The 16661-nt window shown below is 37.3% G+C and carries 17 protein-coding genes; 5 read left to right on the forward strand and 12 right to left on the reverse strand.

Translation table 11 applies throughout. From position 1 onward, the window contains the following. Positions 1–24 precede the first annotated feature (24 nt). The 11 genes from NP781_RS19520 to NP781_RS19570 all read right to left on the reverse strand — a co-directional run bounded on the left by NP781_RS19520 (position 25) and on the right by NP781_RS19570 (position 11392). On the reverse strand, positions 25–2208 hold the full coding sequence (locus tag NP781_RS19520) for a transglutaminase TgpA family protein (RefSeq protein ID WP_257520629.1): 2184 nt from the start codon (positions 2206–2208) through the stop codon (positions 25–27). Further along, positions 2205–3386 carry a DUF58 domain-containing protein gene (locus tag NP781_RS19525; protein WP_257520630.1) on the reverse strand — a complete coding sequence of 394 codons (1182 nt, stop codon included), beginning with the start codon at positions 3384–3386 and terminating at the stop codon, positions 2205–2207. Before NP781_RS19525 ends, NP781_RS19520 begins: the two co-directional genes overlap by 4 nt. Next, positions 3383–4327: an AAA family ATPase gene (locus NP781_RS19530; protein ID WP_257520631.1), complete on the reverse strand. Its 945-nt coding sequence runs from the start codon at positions 4325–4327 to the stop codon at positions 3383–3385. The genes NP781_RS19525 and NP781_RS19530 overlap by 4 nt, the downstream gene beginning before the upstream one ends. Positions 4328–4521: 194 nt before the next feature. Continuing rightward, a complete protein-coding gene (locus NP781_RS19535) occupies positions 4522–5202 on the reverse strand; it encodes an ABC transporter ATP-binding protein (protein WP_257520632.1) in 681 nt (226 codons plus the stop codon). Beyond that, complete coding sequence (locus NP781_RS19540; RefSeq protein ID WP_257522556.1) at positions 5199–5999, reverse strand: ABC transporter permease; 801 nt, start codon at positions 5997–5999, stop codon at positions 5199–5201. Before NP781_RS19540 ends, NP781_RS19535 begins: the two co-directional genes overlap by 4 nt. Next, a complete protein-coding gene (locus NP781_RS19545; protein WP_257520633.1) occupies positions 5999–6451 on the reverse strand; it encodes a nitrous oxide reductase accessory protein NosL in 453 nt (150 codons plus the stop codon). The genes NP781_RS19540 and NP781_RS19545 overlap by 1 nt, the downstream gene beginning before the upstream one ends. After that, complete coding sequence (locus tag NP781_RS19550) at positions 6448–7719, reverse strand: NosD domain-containing protein (protein WP_257522557.1); 1272 nt, start codon at positions 7717–7719, stop codon at positions 6448–6450. The genes NP781_RS19545 and NP781_RS19550 overlap by 4 nt, the downstream gene beginning before the upstream one ends. 58 nt (positions 7720–7777) lie before the next feature. Next, positions 7778–8401, reverse strand: coding sequence for a hypothetical protein (locus tag NP781_RS19555; protein ID WP_257520634.1), 624 nt, complete (start codon positions 8399–8401; stop codon positions 7778–7780). A 207-nt stretch (positions 8402–8608) separates the two neighbouring features. After that, positions 8609–8929 carry an NAD synthetase gene (locus NP781_RS19560; protein ID WP_257520635.1) on the reverse strand — a complete coding sequence of 107 codons (321 nt, stop codon included), beginning with the start codon at positions 8927–8929 and terminating at the stop codon, positions 8609–8611. Between the two features lie 159 nt (positions 8930–9088). Then, complete coding sequence (gene nadE, locus NP781_RS19565) at positions 9089–9913, reverse strand: NAD(+) synthase (RefSeq protein ID WP_257520636.1); 825 nt, start codon at positions 9911–9913, stop codon at positions 9089–9091. Between the two features lie 18 nt (positions 9914–9931). Next, a complete protein-coding gene (locus tag NP781_RS19570) occupies positions 9932–11392 on the reverse strand; it encodes a nicotinate phosphoribosyltransferase (protein WP_257520637.1) in 1461 nt (486 codons plus the stop codon). Positions 11393–11704: 312 nt separating this feature from the next. On the opposite strand from NP781_RS19570, the gene NP781_RS19575 reads away from it, so the two are divergent. Both NP781_RS19575 and NP781_RS19580 read left to right on the forward strand, forming a co-directional pair. Beyond that, positions 11705–12046, forward strand: a complete 342-nt coding sequence (locus NP781_RS19575) for a P-II family nitrogen regulator (RefSeq protein WP_016995352.1) — start codon at positions 11705–11707, stop codon at positions 12044–12046. A gap of 14 nt (positions 12047–12060) precedes the next feature. After that, complete coding sequence (locus NP781_RS19580; protein WP_257520638.1) at positions 12061–13359, forward strand: ammonium transporter; 1299 nt, start codon at positions 12061–12063, stop codon at positions 13357–13359. A 169-nt stretch (positions 13360–13528) separates the two neighbouring features. On the opposite strand, the gene NP781_RS19585 is transcribed toward NP781_RS19580, so the two are convergent. After that, on the reverse strand, positions 13529–14038 hold the full coding sequence (locus NP781_RS19585) for a methylated-DNA--[protein]-cysteine S-methyltransferase (RefSeq protein ID WP_257520639.1): 510 nt from the start codon (positions 14036–14038) through the stop codon (positions 13529–13531). Between the two features lie 92 nt (positions 14039–14130). Between NP781_RS19585 and NP781_RS19590 the strand changes: the two genes are divergently transcribed. From NP781_RS19590 to NP781_RS19600, 3 genes are all read left to right on the forward strand, one after another. Continuing rightward, positions 14131–14862 (forward strand): ABC transporter ATP-binding protein, encoded by a 732-nt coding sequence (locus tag NP781_RS19590; protein WP_221682979.1) that lies wholly within the window; start codon positions 14131–14133, stop codon positions 14860–14862. Next, positions 14859–15611 (forward strand): ABC transporter permease, encoded by a 753-nt coding sequence (gene fetB, locus NP781_RS19595; RefSeq protein WP_221682980.1) that lies wholly within the window; start codon positions 14859–14861, stop codon positions 15609–15611. Before NP781_RS19590 ends, fetB begins: the two co-directional genes overlap by 4 nt. A gap of 74 nt (positions 15612–15685) precedes the next feature. Next, positions 15686–16660 (forward strand): proline dehydrogenase family protein, encoded by a 975-nt coding sequence (locus NP781_RS19600; protein ID WP_048394992.1) that lies wholly within the window; start codon positions 15686–15688, stop codon positions 16658–16660. Position 16661: the final 1 nt, after the last annotated feature.

Here is a 16661-nt window from a genome sequence, read left to right on the forward strand (position 1 = left end):
TTTTACTCTTTGTCTACGTTAAAATCAACTGATAGTGCGATTGATTAAATATTCCCAACTTTCTTTCAGCTTCACAAAATCAACATCTTCTTTGTCTTTCCCATAAATATGTTGCTCGTAGACTACCGTCAGCTTTTGCATTTCATCCGTTTCTAATGCTGCATCTACACGCTCTGCGAACGCACTTAATGTTTCTCCATCTTTTCTGCGCAAGCCAATACGAGATAATTGCTTCAGTAAAACATGGTAAGAAGAATCGAAATTTGACCAATCTGCTACTTTTTTACGGTATGCTCGAACATGCATCTTTGGAATCCACGTTTTACGCTGTAAGAATAAAGAAATACCCGTGATTATTAATAATACAGCAATTATCACCCAAACATAAGCAAACTTTTTCATCCATAACCACAATGCATCAAAGCTAAATGTTGAGTTCGGTTGTTCCTTCTCGGTTACCTGTTCTTGTGGTTGTGGCTCCTCAGGTTTTTGTTCTGGCTGCACTACTTCTTCCTCGTCAGACGTATCTAACGGGATATCATAATCAATGTTGACGTTGCCGGAAAAACCGATTGTAGGTTCAAACTCCATCCATCCCGTTCCAGGTATAAAAGCTTCTACCCATGAGTGCGCATTGTCATTCGTGATGCGATATTCGCGTAATCCATCTGACATGGGGCCTGCAGTTCCTGGTGCAAAACCTTTTACCCAACGAGCTGGGATCCCTACTGAACGTAAAAGTACCACCATTGACGTGGAGAAATTATCACAATACCCTACTTTTGTATCGAACAAAAATTGATCGACATAATCTTGATTTTCAGCAGGAATGGCGGCTTGCGTTTTATCGTACTTAAAACCATTTGTTCTAAAATAACTTTCTACAGCCTTAATTTGTTCATAAACCGTATCTTTCTTTTGCGTTATTTCAGAAGCTAAGTCCCTTACACGTTGAGGAAGTTGGTTTGGTAACTGCAAAAATCGATCAAAGGAAGAATCCATTGTTTCAAGTGTTGCTGGATATGACAATTGGAGCTGCTCCATACTATAAACAGGTTCACTATAAGACAATGAATAGTTTGATAATGATTTCGATTCCCCTACCTCTTGTTCTATATTCATTCTTTCAGTCTGCTCATCCTGAATAAATAGAGTGGCATCTTGAGCCGAAACAGAGAGCATACCATATGTTTGAATTAAAAATGGCATTGGAACAGCAATATCTAATTGAATCTGACGTTCATTTTCGGGTGGCCCGACTTGTAAGGAAGTCAGAATGGGTGTATTTGACTCATAAACATTTTTCCCAAAGTTCCCCTCTGAAACAATCCAACCTTTTGACGTATACGTATCTTTCGTTTCAATGCGCCAGTAATGGCGATCACGAGAAGAGGCAGTGAAAATTAAAGTATTATCTCCTTGGAACGGACCACCTAACTGACTATCATCTTGGCTATAACCAACTGATTTTTGACCATTTCCATTTCCATCTTGTCCAGTAACCCCTTGGATAAACGGCACAGGATCTGCCCATGTTGGTCCAGTCTTTGGTAAAAAGAATGCTACAGAACTAATGAGCAATACAGATACTAGCATGGGAATAACAATTTTCCATTTCTCCATTGCCGTACTTGTAGTTTCCACTTGAAGCCATAGACGCTTGACAAAAAGAACACCTGTCATGATTAATCCTAAAACAACAACTTTTACAATTGCCGCTTTACCATCATAGTCACTAAATGTATCCAAAGTAGCAATAAAGAATACGGTCATGGCAAAGAAGTAGAATATATTTTTTCGCACCGAAACCCAATGGTGAATTAAATAAACTAGCATCCAAATCAACACAAGGAATAATACTGTTCTGAAAACATCTGAAACCTGTCCAAAGTCACCTGTTAGAATCGTGGCCATGTTTCCTTTCCATTCAGCCAATAAAAAAGGCAATGTATCACCAGATAATACAGGACTAGGGCTATAGATAAAAACGATAAACCAGGTAATATAACCAAGCTTCACTAATCCTGATAGCAATGGATGTACGCGGAAAAGACTTAGCGCTAAAGACATACCGATAAACACTAAGAAAAGATGCATCCCACCTGTATTCGTTAATTGCATAATGGGAATAAGCCATTCACGCAAAATGAAAAATACAATAACATAAGCTAGGGCTAATTCTAAAAATTCGCCTAATGATTGCTTCACGGTCTCATCACCTCCGTGAATAAATGATAGAAATCTGCTGGATTTACATAAATAACTTGAATATGTTTATACCGCATCGCAAGCTCAGATTGCACTGGCGGCTGCTTTGCCACTACAAAACAAATACAGCTTTTCACTATATTTGCAAGAGTATGTAGTAATTCATCTGAAACATCACTTGTCACGTAAAGCAGTGTTGCAACTTGCTTAAAGGCTTGTTGATCATGAAATCGAAACTTGACATTCTCCATAGGTTTTATCGCAGCTAAATGATACATAACCTGATCTAAATGCTTGTCCCCCTGTATAGCAGGGAATACTTTCGTTATTTCTCCAGCAGAAATAAATGACAAATCTCCTCGTTCCTTAACGATCATCTGTAGCATTGAAGCTACTAATTCCACTTTTTCTTCAAACATGGAGGATTTCGTAGCGTCTAGCACTAACATTAGTTCTGATGATTGTCGATCCTCAAATTCCTTAGACTGCAACTTTTGTGTACGGGCAAATGATTTCCAATGAATCCAAGAAAAACGATCTCCTGGAACGTACTCTCTTAATCCAACAGCCATGGATGTGTCCTTCACTATAGAGTATGGTGACATCATCGGGCCAACATCAAATTTTGTTTGAAGCGCAGCATATTTCATCTCTTGTACTCTTGGGTAAACTAAAATAGTTTGGTCCTTTTCTGCTACGACAACCTTTTTAGCCCAGCCAAAAAAATCGTAGAAAACAATTGTAACACCTAGGTAGCGATGTTCACCGCGTGGCATATTTTCCAATTCATATTGCCAGCTAAAGTTTTTTTTAAATCCAACGAACTTTATGGCATTCGCATTTTGGATTTTAGCTTGCACTAATCCCTCACTATCCACAAGTTCCTCCATTACGATATAGGCAAATGGAAAACATGTTTTACGTTCTATCGTAATAAGCACCTTCGCTGATTGACCTCGTTCTATATGAATCGGGTCAATTTTGCGTTCGATTAGTAAAATATCTTCTCTAACGACAAAGAACATGAATGCATATACTAAAAACGGACTAACCGTAAAAAATACAAACCAGCTAACAAATCCACCTTGGAACATTGCATAACAAAATGTTACGATCATCAAGAAAGCGATTAATAGGAAATGTTTACTTTTTTCTACAAAAGCTTTCCATTGCCTCATTGTTCTGCAAACCTCTTTGTCGGAACTGGTGTTTTAGCAATGATACGCTGGATAATTTCGTCTGCTGTCACGTTATCATAGCGTGCATCTGGTTTTAAAACTAAACGATGGCTAAAAACAAATGGCACTAAATATTGAACATCATCAGGGGTAACATAGCTTCGTCCTTTCAAAAATGCGTAAGCCTGTGAAGCTTTCATTAGCGCTATTGTGGCACGTGGACTCACACCTAAAAAGACATAATTATTTTCCCTTGTTAGAGTAGCAAGCTCCACCATATAATTTTTAACAGAATCTTCTACATACACACCCTGAACAAGCTCCTGTAATTCGACTAATTGAGCTACTGTTAATACTGCTTCGATTTTTTCAATGGCTTTACCATTCTCAGCTCTTCGTAAAATTTCAACTTCCTGCCCCCTAGATGGATAACCCATTTTTATCTTTAAGAGAAATCGATCTAGTTGTGCTTCGGGTAAAGGATAGGTACCTTCATGTTCAATGGGATTTTGTGTAGCCATAACAAAAAATGGCTGATTGATCATCAGCGTTTTCCCATCAATTGTAACAGAAGCCTCTTCCATCCCCTCTAACAAGGCTGATTGAGTTTTCGGAGACGTTCGGTTAATTTCATCGGCTAATACCACATCCCCCATGATTGGCCCTGGACGAAATTCAAACTCCATTGTCTTGGGATTATAAATAGAAATACCAACTACATCTGATGGCAATAGATCTGGCGTAAATTGAATACGCTTAAATTGTGCATCAAAAGATTTTGCAAGTGCTCGCACCATCATTGTCTTTCCTACTCCAGGTACATCCTCCAACAAAACATGTCCCCTTGCTAATAATGCGACAATACTGAGCTCAGCAACTTCTCTTTTACCAATCATTACTTTTTCTATATTTTCTAAAACGTTCTGTATTTGAGCATTCATTAATCGAAAAGCCTCCCATTCCATCAAGCAATTGTGTGAATTGCAAGCAAACTTAATCTAAGCATAGCGAAATCTGTCCTGTAAAACAATTATCTGAAACTTCTACTTCCTACGAACATTCATAAAAAAGGCTTGTTTGACAACATTCAAACAAGCCTAATCCTTATTATATAACGTCATTATCCATTAGAATGTTACAAATTCAATCTTTTTAACCATATTTCTTCTAAGGATGTAGAATTTTCTTGTAAGAAAATTTCAGTTATCGCCCCAGAAATGATAATTTCACCTTCATGTAAAAATAATACATCATCTGCTATTTCTTCAGCAAATGACAGCAGATGAGTAGAGAAGATAATCGTATTGCCTTTTCCCTTCTCCTCCAACATCATGTTTTTCAACTGTGCTATCCAAAAGGGATCTAGACCATTCGTGGGCTCATCTAAAATTAGCAATGACCCGCTACCAAGTAAGCTTTGGGCTAGGTTTAGTCGCTGGAGCATTCCTTTAGAAAAGTGTTTAGCTCTTTGCTTCCGAACATCCCACAAGGAAACACGCTTCAATACATTCTCTTGCTCATATTTATCTACTTGTTTTAAAGATGCCAACAGCTCTAATATTTCAGCTGCAGTTAGCATAGTTGGAAAGTTTACATCATCAGGCATAAAACGGATTGTTTGTGGTTGATGCCATATTATTTCACCAGATTGCTGTTTCTCTTGCCCCGTTAACAAACGAATCAAAGTACTCTTTCCAGCCCCATTTCCTCCAACCAATGCAAGAATTCGACCAGCTTGCAGTAAAAAGGAGGCTTCTTTTAATCCTCTATCATTTTCATAAACCTTGGCTACATTTTTTCCCTCTAAAAGAATCATCGCCGCTCCCCCTCCTTTAACAGCTTCGTAGCAAGCATTAACGGTAATACAATCCAGAGCATTGTTATTATTCCATATACTACCTGACCGAGCGGTGATAGGTAAAACCTCGTTACATCATAAAAGGCTGGACCAAGCACACTAGCTTGATTACTAAATATAAAATAGCCGAAGCGCAGCCATTCTACTGGATTAATATGTATCGTTATGATGATGAGCTTTTGTAAAAGATGCCCTGAAACAACTGCACCTATAGCCATTAAAGCATAAGAAATGAGCAATAAAAGAAAGGACCACACTACAAGTGATAATGCAAGTGCAAATAATCTTGTTTTTGCAAATACCCCTAGCAAGATTCCTAAAGACACAAAGATAGCAATACATAATAGCGTAAGAATAACTAAAACAATTGGTAACCGTACCCCACCTAGTAACCCACCTACGGTTAATACAAAACCAAATGCCACTGCTATTACTAATAAAAACGCAAGTGCTGTAGCTACATATTTGCCTGTAATATATTGCATCCGCTTCAGAGGGTATGTTTTTAATAACGATAACCAACCTGATTCTATATCACCAGCTATACTCATACTGCCAATGGTAAGGATAAATAGTGGCAGCAGAAATAATAACACACTTAAAAATGATGCAGTTTGACGTGTAAAGCCTTCAATATCTGGTAAAGCCATTTGTTGAATGACAACAATGGCAAAGAAAACAAACGTAAATAGAAAGGCTACTAGTTGCATCCATCGACTTCTTAAAATCTGCTTCAGCTCTATTTTTACAAACATCACTCATGAATCCCCCAATTCAATGTCAGCAAATCATGATAGGCAAATAGTTGACCTTCTCCTTCATCATTCATCCATTCTTTGGCTTCATCTTTTGTAGCAAATGCAATAACACCATAGTTCATCGGTGTCCAATAATTTTTGTTGTACACATAAATCGCTTTATAAACGTCAATCCATTCATTCGTTGCTTTATTTTTAATATAGGCTGCTCCAACTTCACCATCGCCATTTAGCTCAAGGTAATCCATTAAGCATCCAATATCATCAAAAACCTCATAGTCTCCATTTTTCAAAACAATTTGCCCTGCGTATTCATTATGAACAATGCTCATATTACAAACTTTACAAACATCTGTTTCACTATTAATTTCATGCGGATGGTATGTTTTTTCACCACAGCCTACTAAAATAACGCCACATATAATTAGTATCATTATCCATCTAGTCATACTCGTATCCTCCTTTTCCAAAGCCATAAACTTCCCATAAACATGATAAAACCAATCACTAATTGTAGGATATTTATTGAGAACTCTATCTCTTTCATATTGCTAAGTAATTTTGGTTCATTATCTACCAGTAGATTTCGTTCTGTTTTATTAATCTGTTGATCTAGTGACGTCAGGATAACAACGCTTGGTGATGCCACAAAAAATTGATAAACTGGCTGTCTCACCATCCATTGTCCAAAACTCGACACAGCCACATATGGAACATCTCCAAAACCATCACTTGTAACATCTAGCCCTGTATAATCATCATAAAAATTATGAATTAAACGTAATCCCTGATTGTCTGACCGTGCTGTTAATATATTACCTGTAAATTGATTATCCATAATGGTTGAACGCTCATCGACTTTTGTACCTTCTAATGCAGTTTGATTCATCTGAAAGCGATTTTCTTGTATTTGAATCACTGAACTCTTTTGCAACGCTACCCCTACACGATTATGTAGAAAGCGATTTTCTCTTATCATTGCCTCCTGTGTGTCATACATCATAAGTCCATAACTATTAAAGCCATTATGAGTACTGATTGTATTACTACTTATTTCTAAATTAGAAGTCATCATCACCATAAGACCTGTAACATTGTGTGAATACGTATTGAACAACACCTTCACACCACTTGAATACATAAAATGTGTTCCATAACGGCTATTTGTTACCTTGTTTCGCTGTACATCTATTCGCGTCACTTCTTCAACATATATACCATCCTGGACTTGTTCGATCGTATTTTGATCGATCACAACATCTTCACTTTTAAAAACCGCAATTCCATTTCCTTTTTCAGCAAAATGCGATTCATTTCCAATGATCTTATTTTCTAAAATTCGTATATGCCTTGAATGTTGAAGATGTATACCAACTCGGGCATCTTTTAGTTCAATAGCTCTCAGCTCTAAATTCTCCGCCTCATTTGCAACAATTCCTTTATTTTTTGCTGTTATTCTTATATTTTCTATGGAAACATTCGTTGCATGTTCAATTTTTAATGCAGGTTCATCATTTTGGGCATAAAGCTCAGTCCCTTTTTGTCCGTACAGTTTGATCGGTTTCTTCACAATGAAATTCCCTTGGTAACGACCAGCAGGAATATGAATACTATCTCCAGCTTTTGCTTGATCGATAGCAAATTGGATATCAAATTCCGCATACGCCGTTTGACTGGTAAATAGAAAAAACAAAAAGAACAACATGATCTGCTTCATCACTTTCCACCTCCTCATTCAGCAAGAAAAGACTAGAGGATTTCCCCTAGTCTATGATTTAATGACTGTGCCCTTCTTGATTCATCTCATTCGAATGCATAGAGCCGGATGCATCTTTTTCATCCTCAGCCTTTTTTTGCATCATTTTCTTACGTCTCTCCAATGCATCATCTTTAATTTTTTGTAGTTCCTCCTCATAAGCTTTCGAATTTTCTTGCATATATTTATCTGCTTCAGCCTTGTCCACGAAATAAATATAGCCCCAGTTCATCGGAGATTTCAGTTCCGTTTTTATAATTGTTACATCTTCAATCTTTGCCCAATCTTTCGTTACAAAATCACGTACAAACTTTTCGTTTTTTTCTTCATTAGCAACCTCCGCATTTAATAAACAGCCAATATCGTCATAAAAAGTAATTGTTCCATCTTCTTTTATTGCCTGTGCTGAAAATACACCCATCTCATGGTCTTTCATATAAACTTTCATATTACACATTTCACAAATTGTATCTTCTTCTGGCTCTTGTAACCGTGTATCTACTAGTGAAGCAACTTGCACGGTTTCTGATTCATTTTTCGTAGTTTCTTGCTCAATTTCCTTTTCTTCTACCTGTTTTTTTTCGCTACCACAAGCTGCAAGTACAAATAATAATATTAGTGCAGGTAACCATAATTTTTTCACAACTTTATCCTCCAAGTTTAGTTTTTTGTTGCCATATCCTACATTACAGATTAGTTGTGAAATTAGTTAAAAATCGCTGTGAAGAAATGGAAAAATTACCTTGAACATTCCATGAACATCTTCACTTCAAATATTTTGAATTTAGTGCTTTTACTTACTTCTCCTCAATAATAAAAAAACTCCCCACACTGATGTGGAGAGTTTAGCTTATATGGAAGAACGATAACTATTGAGTCGCTTCTTTTGTTTGTTTAAACGACTGAGCTTTAGTGCCGTTTCATTTAATTCACGGCGAATCTCCAAATCACTAGCATTATCTACATGGATAGGTGTAATCGGTTGCTGCTGTTGTGAATTTACAGAAATAGTTGTTGAATTGTACGTCTTCTCTTTATTTTTTTGTAATCTATTTCGAAATTGCTTTTGTGGATTTTGCCCAAAGTTATGGCTGAGATCACCAGCATGTAAATATTGTTGTTCCTGCCGAAAAACACTACTTGTCGTTGCACTCACTCTAGAAGTCCTCATAAAAAGTTACCCTCCTCTACATTTTACTATCCTTATAGGTAATTATATCGACATTATATGCTGACAATTAACAACATAGAACCTTAATGCATAAAAAAAGAGTGAAAAGAGCTATTTTTAAAAGTAGAAACACTTTCTTTATAACCCTTTTCACTCATCTTACTTCCAAAAATCATCAAATATTGTTATTGGCATATGACGCTTATGTTGGGAACGCAAATAATACCCTTCTAATCTTCGGCGAGGTTCTTCTGGAATTTCTTTCCCCTCTAAATAATCATCTATTTGATCATACGACACACCTAGCGCCACTTCGTCTGGCAAGGAGGGACGATCTTCTTCTAAATCTGCTGTAGGCACCTTTTTATATAGATGCTCAGGGCATTGAAGTTCTGCTAGCAATTGCTTTCCTTGTCGTTTATTTAAACGAAAGATTGGCATCAAGTCTGCTCCACCATCACCAAACTTTGTATAGAAGCCTGTAATAGCTTCCGCAGCATGATCTGTTCCTAATACAACCGCTCCATTCATTGCAGCAATGGAATATTGGACCTTCATACGCTCACGAGCCTTTTCATTCCCTTTCACAAAGTCATTCAGCTCAACACCTGCATTTGTTAGAGCTCTCACACTAGCATCCACTGCGTCTTTTATATTTACTGTATAAACCTTCGTTGGCTTTATATAATCAATGGCATCTTGGCAATCTTGTTCATCAGCTTGTACGCCATATGGTAATCGTACAGCGAAAAACGAATACTTCATTTCTCCCTCTTCTGCATTTAATTCATCAATCGCCAATTGCGCTAGTTTACCTGTTAATGTTGAATCTTGACCACCAGAAATACCAAGAACAAACCCTTTTACAAAACTATGGCGTTTTGCATATTCCTTTAAAAAATCAATGGATTTACGTATTTCCCCCTGTACATCAATGTTAGGCAATACGCTTAATTCCTCAATAATTTGTTGCTGTAAAGTCATTGCACCTGTCACTCCTTTTCACATTCGTTTAACCATCGCATGCACTTCTTCAATATTACGCATCTTATTATCCCAGCATTTTTGACTGAGATCGACTGGATATTCTTCAGGATTCATGGCACGCTTATATTCATCCCATAACAGTTCTAAATTCTCCGCCGCGTAATCACGCATTTCCCCTAATGTAGGGTTTTGATAGTTGATCTCTCCATTTTTAATAACATGCTGATGTAAATTCTTGGCATCAAAATTTGTAACAAACTTTGAGACAAACGTATGAATCGGATGGAACATTTTGATACGTTCCTCAGCTTGAGGATTTTCATCGTGCATTGTGATGTAGTCTCCTTCTGCCTTTCCGTTCTTTTTATCAATAATACGATAGACATTTTTCAAGCCTGGCGTTGATACCTTTTCCGCATTAGCTGAGATTTTTATCGTATCTTCAAGTTGCCCTTCGCTATTCTCGATTGCCACCATTTTATATACTGCACCTAACGCAGGCTGGTCGTAAGCTGTAATAAGCTTTGTACCGATTCCCCAAACATCCACTTTTGCTCCTTGAGCTTTTAAATTTAAGATGGTGTATTCATCTAAATCGTTTGAGACAATGATTTTGGCATCATGGAAGCCTGCAGCATCCAACATACGGCGAGCTTCTTTCGACAAGAAAGCAATATCGCCGCTATCTAAACGTATGCCAATGAAGTTAATTTTGTCTCCTAGCTCTTTAGCTACTTTAATAGCAGTTGGCACCCCTGATTTCAATGTATTATAAGTATCTACCAAAAACACACAATCGCGATGACGTTTAGCATAAGCATGGAATGCATCATAATCATTTTTATAAGCTTGTACTAATGCATGGGCATGTGTACCAGAGACAGGAATTTTAAAAAGCTTACCTGCTCGAACATTACTTGTGGAAGCAAAACCACCGATAAACGCTGCACGTGTTCCCCAAATAGCAGCATCCATTTCTTGTGCACGCCTTGTACCAAATTCCATCGCCACTTCATTTTTAATAATTTGTTTGATACGGCTAGCCTTTGTAGCAATTAATGTTTGATAGTTAACAATATTAAGTAATGCTGTTTCAATTAGCTGCGCCTCTACTAATGGAGCTTCGATTCGGACAATTGGTTCATTAGCGAAAACTAGTTCCCCTTCTACCATGGAATACATATCTCCTGTAAATCGGATGTTCTTTAAATACTGGATAAAGTCCTCTTTATAACCTACTTCATCACGTAAATACGCAATATCCGATTCACTAAAATGAAAATCACGTAGATAATCAAGCATTCGCTCTAACCCAGCAAATATGGCATAGCCATTACCAAAAGGTAATTTTCTAAAATACAATTCAAAAACTGCTTTTTTATTATGTATGCCATCCGCCCAGTAGGATTCTGCCATATTGATTTGATATAAGTCTGTGTGTAGCGCTAAGCTATCATCTGCATAGTTTGATCTCAAAAAAAACCCCTTCTTCCGCTTTGATAATTAGTCCTAGTATACACTATATACCCAAATTCTTGCGTATTACATTCCCTCTTATAGATGTTAGGTTTTCTAACATTAATAGTCAGAAAATTTAGAACTGTACACATTTTAGACACAAATTTTAATACCGCTTTCATTCCCTTTATAAAAACCTTTTTTCTAAAATACTTCGGGACTAGAAATACTTAATGTAAAATAACCTCACATAGAATCTAAAAAAACAATTGCACTGTTTTTAATACCGTTTTAACATGTAAATTAAATTCACGCAAGGAGCTGGTACACATGAAAAAAATTGAAGCAATCATTCGTCCTGAAGTTTTTGGAGCAGTTCGGGACGGTCTTGCACAGGAAGGAATTGCAGGGTTAAGCGTTTCAGAAATCGCTGGTTGTGGTCGTCAGCTAGGTCGAACAGGACTCTTCCGCGGCAATACGTATGAAATTGAATTTTTACCTAAATTAAAATTAGAAATGATTGTAGACGATGGCAAAGTTGATGCCATTGTAGAGATTTTATTGCGTGAAGCAGCAACTGGTAAAGTTGGGGACGGGAAGATTTTCATTTATCCAGTAGAACAAGCAATTCGTATCCGAACAAAAGAAGTCGGGTCGATTGCAGTAGAATAAAGGGGGCGATATAGATGGATGAAGTACTATTATCTGTTAATTTAATTTGGGTGATGCTTGGCACTATTTTAGTATTCTTTATGCATGCAGGTTTTGCTATGGTTGAGGCTGGATTTACCCGCTCAAAAAATGCAGTCAATATCATCATGAAGAATTTTCTCACTATTTCTCTTGGTGGGATCGTCTATTTTTTATGTGGCTATGCCATTATGTTCGGAGACTCAGTAGGTGGCATTTTCGGCACAAGTGGCTTTGCTTTAAAAGGAGTAGATGATCTTTCTTTCTTTATCTTCCAAACAATGTTTGCTGCAACTGGAGCAACTATTTTATCGGGGGCTGTTGCAGAACGTACTAATATTTTCGCTTATGTTGGAGTTATTATACTTATGTCTTTAGTTGTTTATCCTGTAGTAGGCCACTGGGTTTGGAGTGGGCAAGGTTGGTTAACAGATTTAGGTTTTGTTGATTTTGCTGGCTCGACAGTTGTTCACTTAACAGGGGCTGTTGCAGCATTTGTCGCAGCAGTTATGGTTGGACCTCGACTAGGCAAATATGAAAATGGTCGAGTAAATGTTATTACAGGACACAGTATTCCATTAGGTGCATTAGGCGTATTTTTACTTTGGTTTGGCTGGTTCGGCTTCAATGGTGCTTCTACATTAGCTGCTGATCCAGAGCTAGTTCCTAGTGTTATTGCTAATACGTTTTTTGCAGCTGCAGCTGGTGTCGTTGCCACTGCTTTCTATACAAAATTTCGATACGGACATATCGATGGCTCTCTTACATTAAATGGTGCATTAGCTGGGCTTGTAGGGATTACTGCTGGTGCAGCGAATGTCAGCATTTTTGGCTCGCTTATCATTGGTTTAATTGCTGCACCTTTGCTTGTGGAAGGTGTACGCTTCCTAGAGTGGAAGCTAAAAGTTGATGATCCTGTTGGAGCAATTGCTGTTCATGGTATTTGTGGTATTTGGGGAACACTGGCAGTTGGCCTACTTGATATTGGTGGGCATGGCTTATTTTATGGTGGGGGTTTTGGTCTATTAGGTATTCAAGCAATTGGCGTTATTGCAACTATTGCTTGGGTTAGTGTATCTGTAGCAGCAGGTTTATTGATCATCAAAGCATTTGTCCCATTACGAGTAACGGCTGAAGAAGAAATTGCTGGATTAGATGTAATGGAACACGGAACGCCTGCGTACGAATACCAAGATATTTTCAAAAGCTCCGCAGTACGAGGCGAAACCTTCGCTCATCGTTTAACACATTTCGGTAAAACACAGAACAATGTTCAAGAAGAACAACATGTATAGCTAGTGATCTGCTCCTTTATCTCTGGATAATGGGGCAGATTTCTTTTGGTGCACTCCTACATTGGAAACCGTTCATTTACAGATGAAGTAGGTTACTTTGTTTGATGTGATCAAGTCTATAGAAAAAGCGCTCTTTCCATCATTTAACAAGAGATTAACATTTTCCACTTCAATCGATCGATTCCTTCTCTAACTCAAGTAAAAATTGTTTCATAGCTAAGCCGCTTCTAAAGCCTGTTAATTGACCATTTTTGCCAATGACCCGATGACATGGAATAATCGCCAGGATTGGGTTTGCTCCAATAGCAGTCCCTACCGCTCGAACCGCTTTGGGATTACCAATGCGTTGAGCAATATTTCCATAAGTTGTTGTTGTACCATAGGGTAATTCTTTTAATGCATCCCACACCGCTAATTGAAATGCTGTCCCTTTCACATGGATTGGAAGATTAAATTCAATAAGTTCCTTCTTAAAATAGGCTGTTAACTGCTCTTTATATGGGAGCAACTTTTCTGAATTCTCTTCAAAGCAATATCCTTTAAATGGTTTTTCAGCCCACTCCTTTACTTCTTCGAATGATGCATTTGGTGTACCTATATAAACAAGTCCTTTGTCTGAAGCCACAACATACATATCACCCTGTGCATAGGTTAATGTATCGAAATACAATATTTCCATTCCCAAATCCCCTTCTTTCTTTTTTCAACACCATCTTCCAGTCATTTCATGCTACAGTTATTTTACTAACTAAAGTAAAGGAGTTTCAATAGATGAATATGTTATATGAACCTGCCATTCACTTTCAACAAGTTCAATTTTCAGTAAATGACAAAATGATATTAAAGTCAATTACTGGATCATTTCCAAAAGGGCAAATCACCACTCTCGTTGGTCCCTCTGGCGCTGGTAAAACAACTTTACTTAAATTATGTAATGGCCTTCTCTCACCATCAAATGGGCATATACTCGTTGATAATCAACCTATTTCTACATATGATCCAACAGCTTTAAGAAGGCATGTTGGTATTGCTTTACAGGCAGCTCCTATGATAGCAGGTACAGTGTTAGAGAATCTTGCTCTTCCCCGTACACTGCAAGGACAAAAACTTTTGCAGCAGGAGGCTATTCAATATTTAGAGGACGTTGGGTTAAACGAAAGCTTCCTGCATCAATCTACAAATGATCTATCTGGCGGACAACGTCAAAAGGTATCTATCGCTCGAACACTTATCAATCAATCCTCTATTTTATTATTAGACGAAATAACATCTGCTTTGGATCGTCAATCCGTACAGGATATTGAAAAATTGATTGTCACCATTAACAAAAAATACAATGTCACCATGATTTGGATTACCCATAATTTGCAACAAGCGCTAACGATTGGTCACTATACATGGGTTATGATGAATGGGGAGCTCGTTGAAACTGGTAAAAGTTCATTACTCAATGCACCAACAAATCCACGTGTTGCCGAGTTTGTACAGGGGGTAAACAAATGACGTTTACATCCTTATCACTGACATTAATTTTTGTTTGTATTCCTTTATTCCTATCCAAAATATTAAAGTTAGACCTTGAAAAAGATACACTTATTGCAACATTACGCTCCATCATTCAATTGCTTGCTGTCGGCTATATATTAAAATTTGTGTTTGATGCAAATAGTTATAGCTATATTTTCCTGATGGTAGCACTAATGATTGTCGTGGCCACGTTAAACGCACGAAAAAAAGGAGTAGGTATTAAAGGAATCACCTGGAAGATAGCACTGACTCTTGTCATGGTAGAAATAATTACACAAGGTGTTTTGCTAGGCTTTCATATTGTTCCAGCAACTGCTCAGTATATCATTCCCATTAGCGGGATGCTAATTGGTAATTCCATGGTGCTATCCATTTTGTTCTTAAATCGTTTTACAGCTGAAATTACTAACCATAAGGATCAAATGGAACTAATACTATCCCTGGGTGGCACACCAAAACAGGCTATTCATCGCCAATTAATTAATGCCATAAAAGCTAGTATGATTCCTACGATTGAGAGTCAAAAAACAATCGGACTAGTACAGCTACCAGGTATGATGAGTGGTCAAATTATTGGGGGAGCCGACCCTCTTCAGGCAGTCCAATTTCAACTTTTAATTATCTTTGCTCTCTTAACAACTGCAACATTATCCAGCGTTATGATTGGCTTTTTAAGTTATCCTGCACTATTTAATGAACGTATGCAAATACTTGATATGAAATAATTGTTAGGCTGAATGTAATATAGTTTAAATAATTTATGTTATACTAAAAAGAAAATGCAGTTAGGAGAATGACCATGTTATTACGCGATTTTTTCATCCACTTATCTGAGAACCAACTATTAAATAGTGCTGCAAAGAAATATGGCCTAAAATTAGGAGCACAAAGTGTAGTAGCTGGTACAAATATCGAAGAAACAATTGCAAGTATCAAAGAACTAAATGCACATAATATTTCTTGTACAGTAGATAACCTAGGTGAATTTGTTTCAAGTAAAGAAGAAGCGACTGCTGCTAAAGAAAAAATCCTTACTGTGATCGAAGCTATTCACGAAAACGGTGTAGCTGCACATATTTCATTAAAGCCATCTCAATTAGGCTTAGATATTGATGTTGATTTTTGTTATGACAATCTGTATGAGATTGTAGAAAAAGCCGCTTCATATGATATCTTTGTTAACTTTGATATGGAAGACTATGGACGCCTACAAACTTCCTTCGATATGGTGGAAGAATTATCGAAAACATTTAATAATGTTGGTACTGTCATCCAATCATACTTTTACCGTGCAAAAGATGATATTGAAAAATTTAAGGACTACCGTTTACGTATCGTAAAAGGTGCTTATAAAGAGCCAGTTGAAGTAGCCTATCAAGACAAATTAGATATTGATTTAAACTTTATTGAGTTGATTGAATATCACCTACTAAACGGTAAATTTACATCAATCGCAACTCATGATCACAATATCATTGCGCACGTAAAACGCTTTGTAGCTGATCATAATATTCCGCTTGATAAATTTGAATTCCAAATGCTGTATGGTTTCCGTACAGATATGCAAAAAGAGCTTGCAAAAGAGGGCTATAACTTCTGTGTATACGTTCCATTCGGCGAAGATTGGTACGGGTATTTCATGCGCCGTTTAGCTGAGCGTCCTCAAAACCTTAATCTTGTCACAAAACAAGTATTTACGAAAAAAACGAATACTGTTCTTGCAGTAGCAGCAGGTGCATTCGTTCTTGGTCGTTTAACTAAACGCAATAAGTAAA

The sequence above is a fragment of the Lysinibacillus sp. FN11 genome, from assembly GCF_024628845.1.
Taxonomy (GTDB): domain Bacteria; phylum Bacillota; class Bacilli; order Bacillales_A; family Planococcaceae; genus Lysinibacillus; species Lysinibacillus capsici.